Source organism: Methylomonas koyamae (assembly GCF_019669905.1).
Lineage (GTDB): Bacteria > Pseudomonadota > Gammaproteobacteria > Methylococcales > Methylomonadaceae > Methylomonas > Methylomonas koyamae.
Genome location: NZ_AP019777.1, coordinates 2437200 through 2459335, shown reverse-complemented (window position 1 = coordinate 2459335; position 22136 = coordinate 2437200). Strand labels below are relative to the sequence as shown.

Below are 22136 nucleotides of genomic sequence, written 5' to 3'. Positions count from 1 at the left end.
TAGCAGTTAAGCAACTGCTATCTTTCAACGCCCTTCTTACCCCAGATCCAATGCAACTCAAGCGGCGCGCGCCTGAGGTAAACCCGTAGCGATAGCCAGTTTAATCGCGTTCCTCAGCGGCCATTTGCCTGTGGTAGTCGGCCAAATGGCGGCTTTCTGCCGCGGCTTTCCCCAGATCGCGGATCATCGCTTCCGCCTGCGACTTTAAATCCTGGATACGTTTGCCATATTTCCAAGGCTTGGCCAGATATTGGTCGAGCATTTCCCGCTCTTCTTGCGCATCCGCTTCCAAGGTTCCGGCGATTTCTTCGTAATGGTTGGCAAGCCGTAAATGGGCATCGCGGCTTTCCGCGGTTTGCACCGCCTGAGCCCAGGATTGCGGCTTGATCAGCGCATCGCCGGAGCAGGCCGTCAATAAGCTCACAGCAATCATGAGTATGGTTTTTTGCTTCAGAGTCATAGTAGGTCTCCCGATAAAATTGCCGTTTTGCCAAGAGGTGCCATAGAACATATGCCGCCGCTGGGGCATCTCCGCAGCGGCTCGCCCCGGCAGCCGGAAAATATTCTATATAAATATCGATTCGATATGAAAGCCTTTTTTCGAAGGCGAAATCCGCCAAGCCGATGGCCGAGCGGGAACTAAACCAACTGCGTTCGAAACCTGGCAAAACCTGACCGAATTGCCGCTCAATTCAAGCCTGCTCCAGCTTGGCCGGTAGTCAAGTTGGGTTTGCACCGTTTTGACCATCATTTATCCGCACCATTGGAGTGCGGAATACCCAAACTGGTATCCGCTCTAAACCCTGGTGCCTAATAACAAAGACCGTGCTTTTCGAAAAACTCTCGGCAATATATTTTCAAAGCATTGTTTTAATTGATCTTTAAATTAATTTCACTGATAACGCGAGAAATGGCACTCCAGTTGCTTAGGGTTTACCAACACCCAAAGCAGGGTTACTGATTTAACCGCTCATTGTTGAGCAAACCAGACAAAGGCGTCTTGCGTGAGGATTCTTTATCGAATCCTCACGCGGACGCCTTTTTTTTGGCCCCAACTTCTTAATCGTTGACAGGAACCGACATGAAACCAGCCCAGAAGCCCGCTCCGAAGAAACTGTTTGCTGCCGTCGCCACCGCGATAGCGCTGGCCGGAATGAGTTTTTCCAATCCATTGCAGGCCGGTGCCAAACCCGAGAAAGAGGATTTGAAGTTCGGCTTTATCAAATTGACCGACATGGCGCCGTTAGCGGTCGCCGCCGAGAAAGGCTTTTTCGAAGAGGAAGGCCTGTTCGTGCAATTGGAGGCTCAAGCCAACTGGAAAGTGGTGATGGACCGGGTGGTCAATGGCGAATTGGACGGTTCTCATATGCTGGCGCCTGCTCCTTTGGCTGCCGGCATCGGCTTCGGCACCAAGGCCGATATTGTCACCGCCTTCAGCATGGGGTTTAACGGCAACGCGATTACCGTATCGAACGATATCTGGAAACAGATGAAAGCCAATGTGCCGATGGACGGCGGCAAACCGGTACATCCGATCAAAGCGGATTATTTAAAGCCGGTGGTCGATAAATACAAAACCGAAGGTAAGCCGTTCAATATGGCGATGACCTTCCCGGCCGGCAGCCATAACATCAAACTGCGTTATTGGCTGGCGGCCGGCGGTATTAACCCAGGCTACTATTCGCCGCCGCAAGACATTTCCGGCCAAATCGGCGCCGACGCCTTGCTGTCGGTGACGCCGCCGCCGCAAATGCCGGCCACGCTGGAGTCCGGCACCATCTTCGGCTACTGCGTCGGCGAACCCTGGAACCAACAAGCGGTATTTAAAGGCATCGGCGTACCGGTGATCACCGACGAGGAACTGTGGAAAGACACGCCGGAAAAAGTCTTCGGCGTGACCCAAGCCTGGGCGGAAAAATACCCCAACACCTATTTAGCCGTCACCAAGGCCTTGATTCGCGCCGCGATGTGGCTGGATGCCGAAAACAACAAAAATCGCAAGGAAGCTATCGAAATGCTATCGCAAAAACAATACGTCGGCGCCGACGTCGAGGTATTGGCGGCCAGTATGAACGGCACCTTCGAATACGAAAAAGGCGACAAACGCTCGCTGCCCGACTTCAACACCTTTTTCCGCCACGGCGCCAGCTATCCGTCTTACAGCAGCGCGGTCTGGTACCTGACCCAATTGCGCCGCTGGGGCATGATCAACGAATACAAACCCGATAACTGGTACCTGGAAACGGCGAAAAAAGTCTATCGCCCTGACATTTATCTGGCAGCCGCGAAAGAACTGGTGGCGGAAGGCAAGGCCAAGGCCGAAGACTTTCCGGCCGATACCGGCATCAAGCCGTCGCAAAACTTCTTCATCGACAAAATTCCGTTCGACGCCAACAAACCTAACGATTATCTGGCCAAGTTCCCGATTGGCCTGAAAGGCAAGCAAACCGTCTCCGGCGGCAAAGTAGTGGATTAACCGAACCTTGGTGGGTGCTCTGAAAAGGAAGTGGTTAGTGCAAGGACGCATTTTTACCCCCGCAAGCAAAAAAATAAACCCGAATTGATTGATAACCTTTCGATAGGTAAGCGCGATGGCTAACAAACTGATTAAGTTCTTCAACATCACCGGTCTGACTTGGTTCGTGCCGCTGGTGAAAATTGCCGCCGGCGAGAATCCGGCCCAGCAAATGCGCCAATTGTTTCTGGTCATGGGCGTTCCGTTCATCGCCTTCGCCATGTTCCTGGGGCTGTGGAGCGTATCCGCGTCCGGCGTCAAAACCAGCTTGGGCGCGATTCCCGGCCCGGCCGCAGTCTGGGGCGAAGTCGGCGGCTTGATCGAAGAACACGTCTCCGAGCAGACCAAAAAAGCCGAGTTCTACCAACGCCAGGAACAACGCAATAAGGACAAACTGGCCGAAGATCCGCACGCCGAAATCAAAATTCGCCCTTACACCGGTAAGCCGACCTATTTCGACAAAATCCTGACCAGCCTGCGTACGGTATTTGCCGGCTTTGTGATTGCAACCTTGATCGCGGTACCGCTCGGCATCTTGTGCGGCATGAGCCCGGTCATCAATACCGCGTTCAACCCGCTGATCCAAATCTTCAAACCGGTGTCGCCGCTGGCTTGGTTGCCTATCGTGACGCTGGTGGTCAGCGCGGCGTACGTCACCAGCGAAGACTCCTGGTTCGAGAAATCCTTCATCACATCGGCCATTACCGTGACGCTGTGCTCGCTATGGCCGACGCTGATCAACACCGCCGTCGGCGTATCGTCCATCGACCGCGACCTGGTCAACGTCGGTAAGGTGCTGCGCCTGGATTGGCCGACCCAAATCAAACGCATCATCCTGCCGTCCGCCCTGCCCTTCATCTTTACCGGCATGCGCTTGTCGCTGGGCGTGGGCTGGATGGTGCTGATCGCCGCCGAAATGCTGGCGCAGAACCCCGGCCTGGGCAAATTCGTCTGGGACGAATTCCAAAACGGCAGTTCCAATTCGCTGAGCCGGATCATGGTGGCCGTGTTCACGATCGGCATCATCGGCTTTGCGCTGGACCGCATCATGCATTCGCTGCAAAACCTGTTCTCGTTCCAAAAAGCTTAAGGACGCCGCCATGAACGCAGCCCAAGCCAAAATCATCGAACTTTCCATGCATAAACACGCTACCGTTTCCCCGGCCAACGATCCGATCAAACCGTTGGTGGAACTGAAAAACGTCTGCAAATCCTACGGCGAGGGCAACAGCCGGACTTCGATTCTGAAAGACATCGACCTGGACATCAAGGAAGGCGAATTCATCGCCATCGTCGGTTTTTCCGGCAGCGGCAAAACCACGCTGGTGTCGCTGATCGCCGGCCTGATCTATCCGGACAGCGGCGAACTGCTGAAAAGCGGCCAGGCCATCCGCGAGCCGGGGCCGGACCGCGGCGTGGTATTCCAAAATTACTCGTTGATGCCGTGGCTGACCGTCTACGAAAACGTGGCGCTGGCGGTGGATGCGATCTTCAAGGACTGGACGCCGCAGCAACGCCGGGCCCATACCGAGAAATACGTCAACATGGTCAATCTGGGCCGGGCGATGGACAAAAAACCGGGCGAACTGTCCGGCGGCATGCGCCAACGCGTCAACGTGGCGCGTGCGCTGGCGGCTAACCCGGACATCCTGCTGCTGGACGAACCGCTCAGCGCATTGGACGCGTTGACCCGCGGCAATTTGCAGGACGAAATTCTGCAAATCTGGGAACAGGACCGGAAGACGGTGATTCTGATCACCAACGACGTCGATGAAGCCATCTACATGGCCGACCGGGTGATTCCGCTGAAACCCGGTCCGGATGCCACTTTCGGCCGGGATTTCGTCATCGATTTGCAGCGGCCGCGCGACCGCACCGCCTTGAACCACGATCCGGAATTTAAACGCCTTCGCGCCGAAATTACCCGCTACCTGATGGATATCGGCCTGCAAAAAACTCAAGCCGAAATCGGCGACAAACTGAAGCTGCCCGACGTGCGCCCGAATACCAGCAACGACTGGAAACTGGATACTTCGGCGCTGAAACCGAGCCAGGCCGATCTGGGCCGACCGCGCTACCTGGAGTTTTCCAACCTGTCGAAAATCTATCCGACCCCGGACGGCAACGGCACGGTCAAAGTGGTCGACGGCTTCGATCTGAAAATGAAAAAAGGCGAATTCGTCTCGATCATCGGCCATTCCGGTTGCGGCAAATCCACGGTGTTGTCGATGACTGCCGGCCTCAACGAAATCTCCGAAGGCGGCATTATTCTGGACAACCGCGAAATCACCGGCGCCGGCCCGGACCGCGGCGTGGTATTCCAGGCGCCCAGCCTGTTCCCTTGGCTGACCGCGTTCGACAACGTCATGCTCGGCGTCGATAAGGTCTATCCGCACGCCAGCCAGGACGAGCGCGAGGACATCGTCGAGTATTACCTGACCCGGGTCGGTCTGGCCGACAGCATGTTCAAAAAAGCCGCCGACCTGTCCAACGGCATGCGCCAGCGGGTTGGCATCGCCCGCGCCTTTGCCTTGTCGCCGAAACTGCTGTTGCTCGACGAACCTTTCGGCATGCTCGATTCGCTGACCCGCTGGGAATTGCAGGAAGTGTTGATGGAAGTCTGGGAACGCACCCACGTTACCGCCATCGTCGTGACCCACGATGTCGACGAAGCCATTCTGCTGGCCGACCGGGTGGTGATGATGACCAACGGCCCGCACGCCAAAATCGGCAAGATCCAAGAGATCGACCTGCCCCGACCGCGCAGCCGCAAAGCCTTGCTCGAACATCAGGATTATTACCGGTACCGGGAGAGTCTGTTGACCTTCCTGTCCGAATGCGACCACACCCACTGATTTTTCGCTTACTCGTTATTAATTGCCAAGGGGGCTTTTATGCCATTGCAGAAAAACCAATTCCCGTCCGCCACGCTGCTGTCGATGGCCATCGCCAGCGCCAGCGCACCGGTATCCGCCGATCTGACCAAGGAGGTGGAAGACGCGCTGAACTTTTACCATTACGGCAGCAACGGCGCGGTAAAACTGGACTTGAACTACCGCTGGGAAAACGTCGACCAGGACCAAGGTCCGGTCATACCGGGCAAAGCGCCGCGCCGGGTCGAGACCGCCAACGCCAACACCGCCCGCCTGCGGCTGGGGTTGCTGTCGCCGACCTTCTACGACTTTCAGGCCTACGTCGAATACGAAGGCAACTATGCGTTGCAGGAAGACTACGACCAAGGCGGCACCACCACCAACCGCCACCGCGACTATTCGCTGGTCGCCGACCCCGACCGTAGCGAATTGAACCAGTTCTGGCTCAGTTACAAAGGCATCCCGGATACCTTGGTCAAAGTCGGCCGGCAACGGATTAAGTTAGACGACGACCGCTTCATCGGCAACGTCGGTTGGCGGCAAATGGAGATGACTTACGATTCGATCTTGTTGACCCACAACAACCAAACCTTGTTCGGTCTGACGGTCAACGCCGGTTATCTCGACCACATCCAGAACATCTTCGGCGAAACCGAAACCATCAACGCGCCGATCCTGAACCTGAACTACAAGGTCAGCGATTGGGGCAACCTGATCGGTTACGGCTATTGGCTGGACTACCGGCAACGCGAGAACTACCACAAATCGTCGCAAACCTACGGCTTGCGCTTCGACGGTAAATCGCCGCAGTTTTTCGATAAATTGAATTTTCTGTATACCGCGGAATGGAGCAACCAGCTCGACTACGGCGACAACCCCAACCATTACCAAGCCGACCGCTTCAACTTCATGGGCGGTGTCAGCGGCTTCAACCTGAGTCTGCAAGGCGCCGTCGAACAGCTCAACGGTTACGGTTACACCAATAACGTCGCCAGCACCAACGGCAGCACCTACAAATCCTTCCAGACCCCGCTCGGCACCAACCATGCCTTCCAGGGTTGGGCGGATTTGTTCCTAACCACGCCGGCCGCCGGTATCCGCGACGTGTTTGCCACCGCGACCTACAAAATGATGAACGACAGTCTGATCGTCACCGGCGTCTACCACGACTTCTACGACGATACCGGCGGCATCGAGTACGGTAGCGAATGGGATTTCTCGATCCTGAAAAAATTCGGCAAACACTACACGCTGTTGGCCAAGTACGCCAATTTCAACACCGAAAACGCGGCGTTTACCGATACCCAAAAAATCTGGCTGCAAGCCAACGTCAGCTTCTAAAACCCCGGCCGACCGGGCGTCGTCCGCCCGGTTCGGCTATCACTTGCGTTGTTAGATAAAGACATGAAACTGAAACTGGTAGTCATAGGCAATGGCATGGCGGGCATGCGCACCGTCGACGAATTACTGCAATTGGCGCCCGAACGCTATCAAATTACCGTGTTCGGCGCCGAGCCGCACGGCAATTACAACCGGATCATGTTGACGCCGGTGCTGTTCGGTGCCAAAAGCATCGCCGAGATCATGATTCACGACTTCGATTGGTACCGCAAACACGGCATCACGCTGCATTGCGGCACCGATAAGGCGGTGGTCGGCGTCGACCGCAGCCGGCGCCGCGTGGTAGCTAAGGACGGTACCGAAGCCGAATACGATTATTTGCTGCTGGCCACCGGTTCCCTGCCGTTGATGCTGGATATTCCCGGCCGCGATTTGCGCGGCGTATTGGGCTTTCGCGACATCGCCGACGTGCAAACCATGATTGCCGCGGCCGCCAGCAAAACCCACGCAGTCATTCTCGGCGGCGGCTTGCTCGGTCTGGAGGCCGCCAACGGCCTGTTGCAACGCGGCATGCAAGTCAGCGTGGTCAACCGCGCCGGCCACCTGCTGAACAAGCAACTGGACCGGCAAGCGGCCGGATTTTTACAGCAGCAACTGGCCGGCAAAGGCATCGATTTCCATCTGGGCTGCACGATAAGCCGCATTCTCGGCGAGGACGGCCAGATCCAGGCCGTGCAACTCAGCAACGGCGAGGTGCTGGCAGCCGATTTGCTGGTGATGTCGACCGGTATCAAACCGAACATCGCCTTGGCCGAACGCATCGGTTTGGAGTGCGAGCGCGGCGTCATCGTCGACGACCTGATGCAAACCAGCGATCCGCGGATTTTCTCGGTCGGCGAATGCGTGCAACACCGCGGCGAATTGTTCGGCCTGGTCGCGCCGGTTTACGAACAGGCCAAAGTCTGCGCCCGCCAATTGTCGGGCCATGCCGGCAGCATTTACCAAACCCTGTCCTCAGCGACAATGCTGAAAGTCACCGGCATCGACTTGTTCTCGGTCGGCGATTTCGAAGGCGACGCCGATTGCCAAGTATTGCAATTGATCGACCACGGCCTCGGCGTCTACAAGAAAATCGTATTGCGCGGCGATATCGTGGTCGGCGTGATCCTGTACGGCGACACCAGCGACAGCGCCTGGTATTTGAATTTAGTCAAACAGAAAACGCCGATTGCCGCGATCCGCGACCGCCTGATATTCGGTCAGACGCCTTTAGCCGCAGCCGCTTAAGCATTAGCCAATGAGCCTACCAACCGTCAAAACCACCTGCCCTTATTGCGGCGTCGGCTGCGGCATCGAAGCCACGGTCGACGATCCGGCCGCACACCGGGTCACCATTAAAGGCGATCCCGACCACCCGTCCAACTTCGGCAAACTGTGTTCGAAAGGCGCCACGCTGGGCGATACCGTCACGCTGGAAAACCGTCTGCTTTATCCGGCCGTCGATGGCCGGCGTTGCGATTGGGACACGGCGCTGGACCACGTCGCCGGCCGCTTCCGCCAAATCATCGCCAAACACGGCCCCGATGCCGTGGCGTTTTACATTTCCGGCCAATTGCTGACCGAAGACTATTACGTCGCCAACAAGCTGATGAAAGGCTTCATCGGCTCGGCCAATATCGATACCAACTCCCGTTTGTGCATGTCGTCGGCCGTGGTCGGCTATAAACGCGCTTTCGGTGCTGATACCGTGCCGTGCAGCTACGAAGACCTGGAACTGGCCGATTTGATCGTGCTGGTTGGTTCCAACGCCGCCTGGTGCCACCCGATTGCGTTTCAACGCATCCGCAAGGCCAAGGATAACAATCCGAAGTTGAAAGTCGTCGTCGTCGATCCGCGTCGCACCGCCAGTTGCGATATCGCCGACCTGCATTTGCCGTTGAAGCCGGGCATGGACGCGCTACTGTTCAACGGATTGTTGTGCTACTTGCAGCGCGACGGCCGAATCGACAAAGACTACGTCGCCAATTTCACCAACGGTTTCGCCGAGGCCTTGCACCAAGCCGAAACCAGTGCCGGCTCGGTGGCCGCGGTCGCCGCCGGTTGCGAGCTGGACCCGGCCGATGTCGGCCAATTTTTCGCCTGGTTTGCCGGCACCGAACGCACTGTCACGGTCTATTCGCAAGGCATCAACCAATCCAGCTCCGGATCGGACAAATGCAATGCCATCATCAACTGCCATCTGGCCAGCGGCCGGCTGGGCAAACCCGGCATGGGGCCGTTTTCGTTCACCGGCCAACCCAATGCGATGGGCGGCCGCGAAGTCGGCGGCCTAGCCAATATGCTGGCGGCGCATATGGATCTGGACAATCCGACCCACGTCGACCGGGTCGGCAGGTTTTGGCACAGCGAGCGGGTGGCGGACAAACCCGGACTGAAAGCGGTGGAGATGTTCGAGGCCATCGGCGACGGCCGGGTCAAGGCGGTCTGGATCATGGCCACCAATCCGGTGGTGTCGATGCCGGACGCCGATCGGGTGAAACAGGCGCTGCAACGCTGCGAATTGGTCGTGGTATCGGATTGCATCGCCAATACCGATACGGCCCAACTTGCGCACGTGTTGTTGCCGGCCACCGGCTGGAGCGAAAAAGACGGTACCGTGACCAATCTGGAGCGGCGCATCTCGCGGCAACGGCCGTTGTTCGCCGCCTCCGGCGAAGCCCGCCACGACTGGTGGATCATTAGCCGGGTAGCGCAGCGCATGGGCTTTGCCGACGCCTTCGCCTACCAATCCAGCGCCGAAATCTTTCGCGAACACGCCGCGCTGTCGGCGTTCGAAAACGATAGCGAACACCAACTGCGCGACTTCGATTTATCGGCCTTCGCCACGATCGGCCAAACCGAATTCGATGGCTTGCAACCGGTGCAATGGCCGGTGACCCGCGAGCGGCCGCAAGGCAGTCCGCAGTTGTTTGAAGACAAACTTTTTTATACCGCCGACCGCAAAGCCAGATTCATTCCGGTCGCACCACAAGGGCCGCGGAATAAGGTCGACGCCGACTACCCGTTCACGCTGAATACCGGTCGCTTGCGCGACCAATGGCATACGATGACCCGCACCGGTTTGGCCGCCAAACTGAACGCGCACCGGCCGGAGCCCTTCGTCGAAATCCAACCGGCCGACGCCGAGCGCTTACAACTCAAAAACCGCAGTCTGGCTCGTATCGAAAGCCGTTGGGGACAAATGCTGGCCCGAGTCGAGATCGGCGCCGGCCAACGCCGGGGCAGCTTGTTCGTGCCTATGCATTGGACCGGGCAAGTCAGCAGCCACGGCCGGATGGGCGCCTTGGTCAACCCGGTAGTGGACCCCTACTCCGGCCAGCCGGAAAGCAAACAGACGCCGGTGCGAATTTCGGCGTGGCCGGCCACTTGGTATGCGACGATATTGGCCCGGCAACCGTTGGCGATCCGGGATTGCGAGTACCAGGTCAAGATTCGCGGCGAACAGTTTTACCGTTACGAACTGGCCGGCAGCGGCGCCGGTAAAGACTGGCGCCAATGGAGCCGGGAGTTGTTTAGCGAAAACGGCATCGCCGGCGCCGGCGACTGGTTGGAATACAGCGATCTGCAAGCCGGTTACTACCGCTGCGCCTATTTGGCCGGCAATCGGCTGCAAGCCTGCCTGTTGGTCGGGCCGGATTTCGAGTTGCCGGAACCGGGTTGGCTGTGCAGCCTGTTCCCGAAACCGGAACTGAGCCGGAGCGAACGCCTGGCCTTGCTCAGCGGCCAACCGCCGAAAGGCGAAGCCGATATTGGCCGAATTGTCTGTTCGTGTTTCAATGTCGGCGAAAAAACCATTCAACAAGCGGTGCAAACCCAAAAGTTACAAAGCGTGGCGGCCATCAGCGCCTGCCTGGGAGCGGGCAGCGGCTGCGGTTCCTGCGTCGCCGAATTGAAGGAGTTTTTACCCCAGCCCGGTTAACTCGACGCGCACAAGGACCATGCCAGAAAAATCAACGCTATTTCCCTATTTTCAACCCATCATCGCGATAGCCAGCAGCAAAATCGTCGGTTACGAAGCGTTGGCCCGCCAATACGACGCCAAAGGCAACGTGGTTTCCGCCGGCGCCCTGTTCTCTTCGGCCGAGCTGGACATCAAGCGGCGTACCGAGCTGGACCGGCAGGTACGCTGGCAGGCCTTGGAGAAGTTCTCGCAACAGGCCGATCGCCAAACCTATCTGGCGCTGAATATTTCGGCGGCCTGGATCGAAAACTTGCGCCAGCTCAATGCGCTGCCGACCTTGCGCATGCTGGAAGAGTTGAATATCGACCGCCAGCGCATCGTCGTCGAAATTTCCGATGCCCACGTCGATCCGCACAAGTTGAAACAGATCGTGCAGCGCTACCGCAAACACGGCTTGCGGGTGGCGATCGGCGATTTCGGTGCCGGCTCATCGCAACTGGAACGGGTCATCGCGATCCAGCCCGACATCATCAAAATCGATATGCGTTTGTTCAAGCGCGCCGCCCGAGGCAGCAGCATCGCCACCGACATCGTCCATCTGATGTCGCGCCTCGGCCAACGTACCGGCGCCCGTATCGTCTGTGAAGGCGTGGAAAGCGACGAGGAGTTTTTATTCGGCTTGAATTGCGGCGCCCAATTCATGCAGGGCTTTTTGTTTGCCAAAGCCAAAGCCGATTTCCTGCCCGTCAACAGTTTCGAGCAACACGCGGCCTCGTTGCGCGGCAAATTCGTCAAGAACACGCTGCCGCGGGTACAAAAGGAAATCAACGCGATCAATGCCACCAAAGCCCTGATTTACCGCTTGGCCGAAGCGCTGCAGGACGATTTCAACTTGAACGAGCTGGTCAGTTGGAATTTCACCCAAAGCGGCGTGATCCGGTTTTACCTGTGCAACAACCACGGCGACCAGATTTCGCCGGATTTCAATTTCAGCGAAAACCAATGGTTCACCGATCCGCGCAAGATCGGCTTCAACTGGTCCTGGCGGCCGTATTTCTTTCAAATGCTGGCGCTGGAAAACTGCGGCGACCGCGACCGGATCGTCACCTCCGAACGTTACCGCGATTTCGAGACCAGCCAGCTCTGTAAAACTCTGGCGCTGCGGCTGGACCACGAGCGCATTTTATTGGTGGATACGGTGGCCGGCGATTAGCGTCTCGCTAAGGCCGCGATCGGTGCCGCTATCCGTTTCGCCAGCCGCTTCGGTTTGGCCCTGCCGGCAGGATGCCGCGGCATGGCTTTTTACTATAATCAGTCGCACAGCCGCCAACCGGCGGGATGATACGGCGCAAGTTCCGCCGGATTCTTAAGGCGACGAAATGAGCGACGACGACAACTTATCGAAAATCCTGGTGATCGACGCCGATAGGCCGGCGATACTGGTGGTCGCTACCGATGCCGAACTGGCAATTCGTTTGAACCGGCTATTCAATCTGGCGGAAGTTGCCGATAGCGGCGAAATCGGCGGACAACCGAATTATCTGGTGCGTTGGGCCGATACGCCAGAGTGTGCGGAACAGGCCATCGCCGCAGGTTTGGCCAACAACGCCCCGTTCAACTTGGCCTTTGTGTCGCATCCGTTGCGGCAAGCGAACGGCGTGGCCTTGATAAAGCGTTTGTGGGAAGCGGATTCCGGATTGAATGCCGTGCTCTGTAACGCCGATCCAGGCTTGGATTGGCCGCAGATCGCCGAAAAACTGGGCGAAAGCGACCAGTTGCTGATTTTGCAGCAGCCGGTTTCCGATTTGGTCGTGCGCCAAGTGGTAAACGCCATGGTCAGGCAGTGGCAATTGGTGAAACAAACCCAGGACGTCATGCAGTTCATCGTCATGCAAAATCGGCAGTTGGATGCGACCAACCACCAGCTGCAGGACATCCAGGCCCAGTTGCTGCAATCGGAGAAAATGTCGTCCATCGGCCAATTGGCCGCCGGCGTCGCCCACGAAATCAACAATCCGGTCGGATTCGTCAAATCCAACCTGAGTACCCTGAAACGCTATATCGCCGATTTACTGGATCTGGCCGACGCTTACCAAAAGGCCGAAGCGGCCGTCGTCGATGCCGGTCTGCTGGCCGCTATCGGCGCGGTCAAGCGCCGGATCGACCTCGATTACCTGCGCCGCGATGCGCCGGAGTTACTGGAAGAATCGCTGGACGGGATCAACCGGGTCACCAAAATCGTTCAGGATTTGAAAGACTTTTCCTATCCGCAACGCAATAACGACGCCTGGCAGTGGGCGGATTTGCACGCCGGTCTGGATAGCGCGTTGAACATCGTTTACAACGAATTGAAATACAAGGCGGACGTCGTCAAACGTTACGGCGAGCTGCCGCTGGTCAATTGCCTGCCCTCGCAGTTGAATCAGGTCTTCGTCAATTTACTGGTCAACGCCGCATATGCGATCGATAAACACGGCGTAATCACGGTTGCCACCGGCAGCGGCGGCGACAAGGTTTGGATCGAAATCGGCGATACCGGCTGCGGGATGACGGACGAGCAATTGGGCCGAATTTTCGATGCCTTTTATACGACTAAACCGGTCGGCAAGGGCACCGGGCTGGGCTTGACGATTTCCTACGGCATCGTCAAAAAGCACGGCGGCGAAATCACGGTACGCAGCAGCATTGGCAGCGGTACGACGCTACGCATCGAGCTGCCGGTAGACGCCGAACAAACCAACGACACTGGCGGGAACGCTGATGGTTGAAGCCAGGACTGTCGTCATTACCGGTGCCACTCGCGGCCTGGGCCGGGCTATGGCCGAGAAATTCGCCGTTCTGGGCCACCGCGTCATCGGCTGCGGCCGTTCCGCCGGCGCTATTGCCGAGTTGGCTGCCGCATGCGGCAGCAACCACCGGTTCGATACGGTCGACGTCGCTGAAGACGCAGCGGTGGCGGCGTGGGCGCAAGCGGCCATCGCCGAGTTCGGCGCTCCGGACCTGTTGCTGAACAACGCGGCGGTCATCAACCCGGTGCAGCCGTTATGGCAAATCCCGGCCGCGGGTTTCGATGCGCTGGTCGATATCAACATCAAGGGCGTCGCCAACGTTATCCGCCAATTCCTGCCGGCGATGCTGGAACGGCAGCGCGGCGTTTGCGTCAACTTTAGTTCCGGATGGGGCCGCAGCGTGGCGGCCGGCGTAGCACCCTACTGCGCCAGCAAATGGGCCATAGAAGGGCTGACCAAGGCCTTGGCCGCCGAACTGCCCGCAACCATGGTGGCCGTCGCGCTGAATCCGGGGATTATCGACACCGATATGTTGCAGGCCTGTTTCGGTGCCGCTGCCGCGCATTACCCGACAGCGGAAAGTTGGGCCGAGGCGGCGGTGCCGTTCTTGCTGAAACTCGGCGCCGCCGACAACGGCAAGTCGTTGACCGTTCCCGGCCATTGACCAGCCGGGGCAGCAACGTCATAGCTCGGTAGTTCCCTCGATGCTGCGTCGGTCAGAAAATCTCAGAATTGCTGCGATCCCTTACCGAATTACAACCGCTATCAATGCAATTTTTCGTCCGGCGCATGGCCGGTAGCCGCTTCCTCGGCCGGTTTGTCGCCGTCGGCGGCCGGCGCCGGATTGTGCGCTGCACTGCGTTCCAACATGCCGGTAAAGTTGCGCATCGATTGCAGGTGCAGATAAATTAATTCCAATTCGTCGAGTTTGAACAAATCGATCACTTGCTCGTCGGCCAGGCGTTTCAGGCGTTCGCGGTTTACCGCGAAGAATCCGGCCAGGCGCGAACGTTGGCCGGAAGTCAAAGTAAATTCGGCCTGCATCGGCTCCAGCAAATCCAGTTCGCGCAGTTTCTGGCAAAATGCCTGGGTTCTCAGGTTTTGGCCCTGGTATTCGTTGACGAAACGCAGCATGTTGTCCAGATATTGGGTTCTTTCGCCTTCGGCATCGAACAGGCGCTCGCCTTTATTCTCTTGGTTGCAGCCGACGAAATCCTCGTCGATGCACAAGGTAAACGTCGAGCGGTCTTCGCTTTCCGAGAACACGAACGGATAACGGCGGAGAAAGGCCGGCACGTATTTGGCGTCCCAGTGGTTGGCTTCGTTGACGAACAGGTTTTCCCGTTCCTTGATCCCCAGCAGCACGATAGGCATCGTGCCTTCTTCGTTACCGGCAAATACGATAGTGTATTCGTCGGCCGCACTGGCGAACTCGACGGCCAAAATCGGCACCGAATTGACGTGTTTGGCAAAAGAATACTCGTTGCCGGCCTTGACCGACCAGCCGGTGTGGCGGTCCTTGGAAACCGGTACGACTTTTTCGTAAATCAGTAATTGCGTTGCCATTGCTCATTCTCCTGGTTAAGTTATTTTACTGCGTGTGATTTTAGCCGGACCCGCCGCCGGAATTGCTGCGGATATCGATTACAACGCCAGCGTCGCCTTGCATTTGACCCCGCCGGGCAGGTTGCCGGACGGATTGGATAAATCGGCGCGGACCTGAAACGTGCCGCTGGCGGCGTCGATGACTTGGTCCACCAGATTGATCGCCACATTATAGCGGCCCTCCAGCGGCGCTTCCGGGACGATATCGGCGCGCATCCCCGGTTTGACCCGGGTGTAATAGGCCAAAGGCAATATCATTTTCACCCGTAACGGATCGATCTGGGCTAATTTCAAAATTGTAGTCGTGGTACCGCCGACTTCGACCACTTCCCCGGGGTACATCAATTGTTCGGTGACGATACCGTCGATCGGGCTATGGATTACCCGCAGCCCCAATTGGGCGTTGGCGTAGGCCAGTTCGAGCTTGGCCACCTGCTTGCTCTCGCGGGCGGACAGCAACTCCGCCTGGGCGACGTTTTTTTCCGCCTCGGCATCGTCGCGTTCCTGCGCCGAGCTGTAATTCTTCTGCGCCAGCGCGTTTCGCCGGTTCAAGCTTTGAATGGCATGGGCCAGACGGCTTTCGGCGACGGCCAATGGGCCGTTCATCGCCGCCCGGACCCCGGCCAGTTCGGCCGCGGCACGCTCGACGCTGGATTCCAGGCTGACCAACGGCGTATTGCGCTTGACCGTATCGCCGCGGCCGGCGTGGACTTGGTCGATCAAGCCGGTGACCGGGCTGCGGATTTCGAGCAACTGCGACGGCTCGATCAGGCAATCGAAGGTGGCTTGCCCTGGCACCTCGGCCGCGAACGCCGGTATCCAGGCAGCCAACAGTAATCCGGAAACCCATCGGTAACGTCCGCCCGACATCGCTGTAGCTTGCTTCATTCTCTGGTTAACCTCATTGGTTTTGGTCATTCCGTGGCGCCGGAAAACGCCAATTGCCGGCGCATCTGCCGGTCCTGCCGCATCGTCGCCCGCCGTTGCGCGGCATTGGCTGCCTCGGCCTTGCGCTGCATCGTCCGCCTGAGCAGCTTGACCGCGGACGCCGGCGGCGATCCCGGCCATTGCAGCGCGGTCCAGTTGGCCAGCGCCGAAGCGTAATGCTGCAGCAGTTCGTCGTCCAACGCGACGATGGCGCGGCAACTGCCCGGATCGCCTTGGCGGGCGCAGCGGCCGAACAATTGGCGGTCGATCCGCGCCGACTCGTGCCATTCGCTCAGTACGACGTGTAAACCGCCGCGTTCGGCTACCGCCGGGGCCAACGGGATGTCGGTACCGCGGCCGGCCATGTTGGTGGCCACGGTAACCGCACCGGGTTGGCCGGCCTGGGCCACCAAACTGGCTTCGTCTTCGTCCTGCAAAGCATTCAGGACCTTGTGGACGATACCGGCGCCGGCCAAGGCGCGGGAAATCGCCAGCGAGGCCATCACCGAGCGCGTGCCGATCAATACCGCCCTGCCCTGCGTCAAAATCTGCCGGACTTCATCGACAATCGCCGCGTGTTTGGCCTCGGCGTCGCGCAGCAATAGGCTCGGCCGTTCGATGCGCTGGCAGGGCCGGTTCGGTTCGACCCGCAAGGTCGGCACCCGGTACACCGCCGCCATCTCCGCCGCGACTTCGCGCAAGGTTCCGCTCATGCCGGCCAAACGCAGGTAACGGCCGAAAAACACTTGGTAGGTCAGCCGCGCCAGCGTCCGGTTTTGGCCGGTGGCGGCACAGCCCTCCTTAACCTCGACCAGTTGGTGCAGACCTTGCTCCCAACTGCGGTCCGGCAACAGACGCCCGGTGAACTCGTCGACGATCACGATCTTGCCGTCCAGCACGACGTAATGTTGGTCGCGGCGGTAGACGTAGATCGCCCGCAACGCCTGCAGCACGTAATGCTCGCGGACCCAATCCAGCTGCCAGAATTCGTCCAGGACTTTACGCCGCGATCCTGACTCGGCCAGGTAGTCTTCGGCCAATTGCGCCAAGTACAGGCGGCCTTCCTTGCTCAATTCCGGTATCCGCTGCGCGCCGATCAGCCGGAAGTGCAAATCTTGCTGCAATTGTTCGGCAACATTCAATACCTGTGCAAACACATCCCGGTCGGCGCCGCGATCGCTCAGTGCCGACAATATCAACGGCGTGCGCGCTTCGTCGATCAATATGCTGTCGGCCTCGTCGACAATCGCAAAATGCAAGCCGCGCAGCCGCAGCCGCTCCTCGCCGCGCTGCGGCTGGTGCAAACGCCGAACCGCCAGTTGCGCCGGGCTGTTGATGCCGCCGGCGTTGACCCGGTCGCGCAGGTAATCGAACACCAAATCCTTATTGGTGCAGTAGGTCAAATCCTGGGCATATTGATGTGCCCGGTCGTTTTGGGCCACGCCGCCGTGGACCACGCCGACGCTCAAACCGAAAAAGGCAAACAGCGGCAGCATTTTCTCGGCGTCGCGTTGCGCCAGATAATCGTTGACCGTCACCACGTGCGCCGGCACGCCGGCCAGCGCCGCCAGACAGGCCGCCAGCGCGGCGGTCAGAGTTTTACCTTCGCCGGTATCGAACTCGATTAAGTGCCCGCATAACAATTTCCAGGCCGCCAGCAATTGCGGCGGATGTGCCAACAGCCCCAACCGGCGCCGGGCCGCTTCGCGCACCAGTGCCAAGGCCAGCGCTCCGCTGGCGAAATCTTTACCGACGAAGGCGTTTCTGGCCGCCGGCCGGCTTTCGCGTTGCAGCCTGGCGTCGTCCCACCGTTCCAGCCCCAAGCCTGCGGCTTCGGCTTCCACCGCGTCGCGGAAGCGGAGGCGTTCGCGTTGGCGCGGATACCAGGTGCGCAGTTTGCCTTGCCACCACCCCGTCACCCAGCGGTCCAAGCCGGAATCGGCGGTATCGGCCCGTTCCGGAAAAATACGCGCCGCCAAACGAACCTGGGCAGGCGGCCATTGCCCAACATTCGAAATCCTGGCGTCGTTCATAGTAGCGCTCCGCGGGCCGGCCGGTCAGGAGTGGAAATGCGCCAGAAACAGACGGCGTAAGCCGCGCCAAATGCGCTTGCCCACCGGCTCCAACGGATGCTCGAAACGGACGCTGACCCGGCTGCCGATCAAGCGGTAAGGAAAATCGTCGGGCAATCCCAGCTCGTATTCGAAATGGCTGGTCAACGCACGCCGGCCGCTGTCGTCGCGCGGATCGGTGGCGATTTCGCCGCCGCCGGAACGCCCCAACGCGGCGCTTGGCAATTCGTTGGAAGCGGCCGGCACGCTGCGCAGTATCGTCGCCGGCCACAAACTGGCCGCCGCAAACGGCAGCTTTACCCGCACAGAACGGGTGTGTTCGCGGATCAGCGTTTCGTCCGACTGGTCGACGATGATGCGGATCCGCGGCGGTGCCGGCGGAATCACGTAACCGAGCACGTCGCCCTGGCGAAAGTGGCGGCCGGGCATGTCCTCGCTTTGGCTGAGCCAGAGCCGGCCGCCGCTCGCGCTTTTTACGGTCAGCCGCGCATTTCGCTCGGCCAAATGGGCCAGGGCTTTTTGTTCGCGGCGCAATTCCGCTGCATACCGTTCGCCGGCGGCCGGGTCTTCCAACCGGGCGGCATCGTAACGCACTTGCGCGGCCTCGGTGCGGGCGGTTTGTGCCGCCAATTCGGCCGCCAGACCGGGATCGGCCAATTCCAGGACGGTTTCGCCCGGCTGCAACTCGCTGTCGCTGGCCGCCGAAACCCGTTCGGCAAATCCGGTTTGGCCCGCCCTGACCACGGCACTGTCCGGCAACCATAGTACGCCATCGACTTGGGTATGGTGCGGTAACGGCAGCGCGAACAAGAACAAACCCAGCCCGGCGGCCAGCGTCAAGATCACCCGCCGCGGCCGGCTGTCGATGCCGCCGCCGGCGAAATTTCGCGCCAGCCAGGTAAGCGCCCGCCATAACGGCAGCGCAATGCTGGCCGCGATACTCCACACGGCGATCAATACGCCGACCGCAAAATATTGCCCGGCGACGAACACGGCGATGGAGAACATGACGAAGGTCCGGTACAGAAACGACAACGGCGAATACAACGTGAACCAGAACGCTTCTCCCGGCGCTTGCACCGGCGAATCGGCGTAACGCCGGCCGAGCAGACGGCGTTCGAACAGATACGCCCACCAACGGCCGGCGCGTTGCGCCAGATTGGGAATTTCCAGCGCGTCGCTGGCGATGTAATAGCCGTCGTAACGCAATAGAGGATTGGCGTTGAACAACACGGTAGTGACGCTGGCCAGCACCGTGAAGTCGTACGCCAGGGCTTTGGCCATACCCGGCTGCAGCCATAGCCACAGGTAGAACGCCAGCGCCGCCAGCCAGACTTCGACCAGCATGCCGGCGGCACCGACCAGCATCCGGGCGCGTTTGTCGGGAAAGGTCCAGGAACTGGAGGCTTCCAGATACGGCACCGGCAAAAACAGCAACAGCATGATGCCCAAATCGTGAACCTCGCCGCCGCCGCGCTTGCAGGCCAAGCCATGGCCGAGTTCGTGCAGAATTTTGACCAACGGGAACAGTACCGCCAGCATCAGCAGGTTATCCAGGGCCATAACCCTTTCGCCGAAATTATTGGTCAGCTCTCGCCAATGCGACGCGGCCAATACCAGGGCCGGTAGCACACAGGCCAGCCAGAGCGCCGCGCCGCGCCAGTTCAGCAACGGTGCCAGCCGCTTGGCGGCGCGCTCCAGAAAACGGTCGGGGTCGAACAGCGGGATTCTGATCGCCAACGGGTTGAAATAGCTCGCCGCCCGCTTGCGCCATGTCTGGCTGCGGCCGCGGCCGGCCAATTCGCCCAAGTCCGGCAAGGTGTCGCTAGCCAATAAATCCAGGCTGTGCAATTGGCCGAGTAAACTCAGTATCTCTTCCTGGCTGGGCAAATGCTCGCCGGCTTCGGCTGCCAGTCTCAGCCACAGTTGTTGCAGCGTGGTACGGCCGTCCAGTAAGCGGATGATGCGGTATGCCTGACGGTCGAAACGGTGGTAGCGGGCATTGATGCGGTCTTCGACTACGTACCACAACTGCCGGCGCCAGTATTGGGGATGGATGCGCAAGGTGTCGCGCAAGCGCGGCGCCAAGCCGCCGACCCGGTACCAATGGCTGTTGACCAGCTGGCTGCCCAGCGTCGAATCGGCAGTTACCAGCCCAGTGTCCATAGCGTATACCTCGCCCAATCGAACACCCGGTGCAGTGCAATCCAGAGTAAGGTCCGCTCGCCGGCTGCCAGTTTACCGACGCCTTCCATGCCCGGCTGTACGCCGCGGCTCTCGCCCAGCACGGCCGCTTCGACCCGGAAACTGTTACGGCCGTCTTCCGCCAACGCCACCGGCGCAACCTTGTTGACCTTCAGCGCGAAACGCTCGCCGGGCAAGCCGGTCAACACCAATTCGCCCTGCTCACCTTCGCGGACATGAACGATGTCGCGCTCGTCCACTTTCAACACCACCCGCCAGGCCGACATCGGCGCCACCTCGAACAAGACTTTACCTTGTTCGACCGGTGCGCCCTGCTGTTGCGACAGATCGCCTTTGACGATGACGCCGTCGAAGGGCGCGACGACGGTGGCCCGCGCCAACTTGCTGCGCACGAAAGCCAGTTCCGCCTGGGCTTCGTCGAGCTCGGCTTGCGCCAGCCTGACTGTCACGGCGATGCCTTTCGCCATCGCTTCGCGCAGTTTACGTTCGGCCAGTTCCGCCTGAGCCACCCATTGCGATTCTTCCAAACGCAATTCGCGCTCGTCCAGCCGGGCCAAGATGTCGCCCTGCTTGACCGCATCTCCGGCCCGCAAATAGGCTTCCTGGATAAAGCCGGCAAACGGCGCGGCGACCACGCGTTGCACCTTGCCTTCCACCGTCGCCGGCGCCCGCACCCGAAAATCGACCGGTACCGTCGCCGCCAGCAACAAACCGATCACGGCCAAGGTGCCGGCAAATTTCAAACCCGGATGACTAGGACCCAGCCAGTCGGCCAGCATCCGCTTCAGGCTGTCGCGGCCGTGAGCCGCCAAACCGCGGGCGGCGAGCGCGTGTAAATCCAGCGCCGGCGCCAACGCCAATGCCAGCGTGCGGAAAAATTCCAGCTCGGCCGGGGCGGGTTGGGCAGCCAAGTCCAGCAGCAAGGCCCCGACCATGCGCCCGCGCTGGCTGAGCGGCAGTACTACCGCGGCCGGCGCTTCGGCTTCCCGGCAATAATCGGCGACGCCATTAAAAGAGATTGTAGCGCTATCGCCGGTTTCGGCGGCAGGATGGGCCAAGGCCTGGCCGGACAACAAGGCTTCCCGCATCGCTTCGCGCGCGGCGGCCATCAGGTTGGAACGCGGCTCGAAACTGGCGCTGGCCGACACGCTAGCCAATTCGATGTGCTGGCCGGACGCGTCGCAATGGCCGATGACAGCAAGCCGGCACGGCACCGCAGCGGCCAGGCGGTTGACGATCCAGCGTGCAGCGTCATCCGGGGCCGGTTCAGCCAATACGCCGAGCAGTAAATCCTGCAATAACGCGGACTGCTTCAGGCGCAGGTCCCGATCCAACAGATGGCGACGGTCGAACAAACCCACCAACCATCCCGCGCCCCAGTGCAGTAAGCGTAAAGCGTCGCGCATCGCCGCATCGCCGCCGCCGGCTACGTGCAACACGACGACGCCATAGGTTTCTTCGGCGGATAGCAGGGGATAGGCACATTGGGTCAAGCCGGCGGCATCGTTGCGGACGATGCCGCGCTGTTCGACCAATGCGTCTTGGGCGATTTCGGCCAGAAACGACATATCGCGCTGCGGATCGGGCCAGACCGCGGCCGGCGCATAATTGTCGCCTTCGTCGTGCAACAGCAAAATACCGGACTGCGCCCTAGGTATCCATTGGCACAGAATGCCTAACCAGGCACGGCATAATTGTTCGGAGGTTTGGGCATGGACCAACTGCGACCAAAAGTCATCGGCCGCGCCCTGTGCGGCACCGGCGCTGGAAAATCCCGAATCCGCGCGGGATTCGGGACTGACCGTTCCGACTACGGCAGCGGATCCGCGCTGGGCGGAGCCACTCATG

General features: G+C 59.6%; 15 protein-coding genes. 9 read left to right on the top strand and 6 right to left on the bottom strand.

Annotated elements, in window-relative coordinates:
- Positions 1–100: 100 nt before the first annotated feature.
- A complete protein-coding gene (locus MKFW12EY_RS11080; RefSeq protein ID WP_054762897.1) occupies positions 101–460 on the bottom strand; it encodes a hypothetical protein in 360 nt (119 codons plus the stop codon).
- Positions 461–1081: 621 nt separating this feature from the next.
- Here MKFW12EY_RS11080 and MKFW12EY_RS11075 point away from each other — a divergent pair.
- From MKFW12EY_RS11075 to MKFW12EY_RS11035, 9 genes are all read left to right on the top strand, one after another.
- Positions 1082–2476: a CmpA/NrtA family ABC transporter substrate-binding protein gene (locus MKFW12EY_RS11075; protein WP_221052986.1), complete on the top strand. Its 1395-nt coding sequence runs from the start codon at positions 1082–1084 to the stop codon at positions 2474–2476.
- A gap of 115 nt (positions 2477–2591) precedes the next feature.
- A complete protein-coding gene (locus MKFW12EY_RS11070; protein ID WP_054762899.1) occupies positions 2592–3605 on the top strand; it encodes an ABC transporter permease in 1014 nt (337 codons plus the stop codon).
- A 10-nt stretch (positions 3606–3615) separates the two neighbouring features.
- Positions 3616–5370: an ABC transporter ATP-binding protein gene (locus MKFW12EY_RS11065; RefSeq protein WP_172680327.1), complete on the top strand. Its 1755-nt coding sequence runs from the start codon at positions 3616–3618 to the stop codon at positions 5368–5370.
- Between the two features lie 39 nt (positions 5371–5409).
- Complete coding sequence (locus tag MKFW12EY_RS11060; protein WP_054762901.1) at positions 5410–6729, top strand: alginate export family protein; 1320 nt, start codon at positions 5410–5412, stop codon at positions 6727–6729.
- A 63-nt stretch (positions 6730–6792) separates the two neighbouring features.
- The gene (locus tag MKFW12EY_RS11055; RefSeq protein ID WP_064021605.1) at positions 6793–8016 is read left to right on the top strand and encodes an NAD(P)/FAD-dependent oxidoreductase; all 1224 of its coding nucleotides are present in this window, start codon (positions 6793–6795) and stop codon (positions 8014–8016) included.
- A 10-nt stretch (positions 8017–8026) separates the two neighbouring features.
- Positions 8027–10708: a nitrate reductase gene (locus MKFW12EY_RS11050; RefSeq protein WP_221052985.1), complete on the top strand. Its 2682-nt coding sequence runs from the start codon at positions 8027–8029 to the stop codon at positions 10706–10708.
- 19 nt (positions 10709–10727) lie between these two features.
- Positions 10728–11903, top strand: coding sequence for an EAL domain-containing protein (locus tag MKFW12EY_RS11045; RefSeq protein ID WP_221052984.1), 1176 nt, complete (start codon positions 10728–10730; stop codon positions 11901–11903).
- Between the two features lie 166 nt (positions 11904–12069).
- On the top strand, positions 12070–13458 hold the full coding sequence (locus MKFW12EY_RS11040; protein WP_221052983.1) for an ATP-binding protein: 1389 nt from the start codon (positions 12070–12072) through the stop codon (positions 13456–13458).
- Positions 13451–14143, top strand: coding sequence for an SDR family oxidoreductase (locus MKFW12EY_RS11035; protein WP_054762910.1), 693 nt, complete (start codon positions 13451–13453; stop codon positions 14141–14143). The genes MKFW12EY_RS11040 and MKFW12EY_RS11035 overlap by 8 nt, the downstream gene beginning before the upstream one ends.
- Positions 14144–14244: 101 nt before the next feature.
- Here MKFW12EY_RS11035 and MKFW12EY_RS11030 read toward each other — a convergent pair whose 3' ends face one another.
- The 5 genes from MKFW12EY_RS11030 to MKFW12EY_RS11010 all read right to left on the bottom strand — a co-directional run bounded on the left by MKFW12EY_RS11030 (position 14245) and on the right by MKFW12EY_RS11010 (position 22135).
- The gene (locus MKFW12EY_RS11030) at positions 14245–15045 is read right to left on the bottom strand and encodes a SapC family protein (RefSeq protein ID WP_054762912.1); all 801 of its coding nucleotides are present in this window, start codon (positions 15043–15045) and stop codon (positions 14245–14247) included.
- 78 nt (positions 15046–15123) lie between these two features.
- On the bottom strand, positions 15124–16002 hold the full coding sequence (locus MKFW12EY_RS11025; protein ID WP_221052982.1) for an efflux RND transporter periplasmic adaptor subunit: 879 nt from the start codon (positions 16000–16002) through the stop codon (positions 15124–15126).
- Positions 15999–18044 carry a preprotein translocase subunit SecA gene (locus MKFW12EY_RS11020; RefSeq protein ID WP_221052981.1) on the bottom strand — a complete coding sequence of 682 codons (2046 nt, stop codon included), beginning with the start codon at positions 18042–18044 and terminating at the stop codon, positions 15999–16001. The genes MKFW12EY_RS11025 and MKFW12EY_RS11020 overlap by 4 nt, the downstream gene beginning before the upstream one ends.
- Positions 18045–18068: 24 nt before the next feature.
- Entirely contained in the window at positions 18069–20249 is a 2181-nt protein-coding gene (locus tag MKFW12EY_RS11015) for a hypothetical protein (protein ID WP_221052980.1), read from the bottom strand.
- Positions 20231–22135, bottom strand: a complete 1905-nt coding sequence (locus MKFW12EY_RS11010; protein WP_221052979.1) for an efflux RND transporter periplasmic adaptor subunit — start codon at positions 22133–22135, stop codon at positions 20231–20233. The genes MKFW12EY_RS11015 and MKFW12EY_RS11010 overlap by 19 nt, the downstream gene beginning before the upstream one ends.
- Between the last annotated feature and the right edge of the window lies 1 nt (position 22136).

Excerpts from the sequence above, each read along its gene's own strand:
- MKFW12EY_RS11080 (WP_054762897.1), bottom strand. The coding sequence starts at position 460 with ATGACTCTGAAGCAAAAAACCATACTCATGATTGCTGTGAGCTTATTG.
- MKFW12EY_RS11075 (WP_221052986.1), top strand. The coding sequence starts at position 1,082 with ATGAAACCAGCCCAGAAGCCCGCTCCGAAGAAACTGTTTGCTGCCGTC.
- MKFW12EY_RS11070 (WP_054762899.1), top strand. The coding sequence starts at position 2,592 with ATGGCTAACAAACTGATTAAGTTCTTCAACATCACCGGTCTGACTTGG.
- MKFW12EY_RS11065 (WP_172680327.1), top strand. The coding sequence starts at position 3,616 with ATGAACGCAGCCCAAGCCAAAATCATCGAACTTTCCATGCATAAACAC.
- MKFW12EY_RS11060 (WP_054762901.1), top strand. The coding sequence starts at position 5,410 with ATGCCATTGCAGAAAAACCAATTCCCGTCCGCCACGCTGCTGTCGATG.
- MKFW12EY_RS11055 (WP_064021605.1), top strand. The coding sequence starts at position 6,793 with ATGAAACTGAAACTGGTAGTCATAGGCAATGGCATGGCGGGCATGCGC.
- MKFW12EY_RS11050 (WP_221052985.1), top strand. The coding sequence starts at position 8,027 with ATGAGCCTACCAACCGTCAAAACCACCTGCCCTTATTGCGGCGTCGGC.
- MKFW12EY_RS11045 (WP_221052984.1), top strand. The coding sequence starts at position 10,728 with ATGCCAGAAAAATCAACGCTATTTCCCTATTTTCAACCCATCATCGCG.
- MKFW12EY_RS11040 (WP_221052983.1), top strand. The coding sequence starts at position 12,070 with ATGAGCGACGACGACAACTTATCGAAAATCCTGGTGATCGACGCCGAT.
- MKFW12EY_RS11035 (WP_054762910.1), top strand. The coding sequence starts at position 13,451 with ATGGTTGAAGCCAGGACTGTCGTCATTACCGGTGCCACTCGCGGCCTG.
- MKFW12EY_RS11030 (WP_054762912.1), bottom strand. The coding sequence starts at position 15,045 with ATGGCAACGCAATTACTGATTTACGAAAAAGTCGTACCGGTTTCCAAG.
- MKFW12EY_RS11025 (WP_221052982.1), bottom strand. The coding sequence starts at position 16,002 with ATGACCAAAACCAATGAGGTTAACCAGAGAATGAAGCAAGCTACAGCG.
- MKFW12EY_RS11020 (WP_221052981.1), bottom strand. The coding sequence starts at position 18,044 with ATGAACGACGCCAGGATTTCGAATGTTGGGCAATGGCCGCCTGCCCAG.
- MKFW12EY_RS11015 (WP_221052980.1), bottom strand. The coding sequence starts at position 20,249 with ATGGACACTGGGCTGGTAACTGCCGATTCGACGCTGGGCAGCCAGCTG.
- MKFW12EY_RS11010 (WP_221052979.1), bottom strand. The coding sequence starts at position 22,135 with ATGAGTGGCTCCGCCCAGCGCGGATCCGCTGCCGTAGTCGGAACGGTC.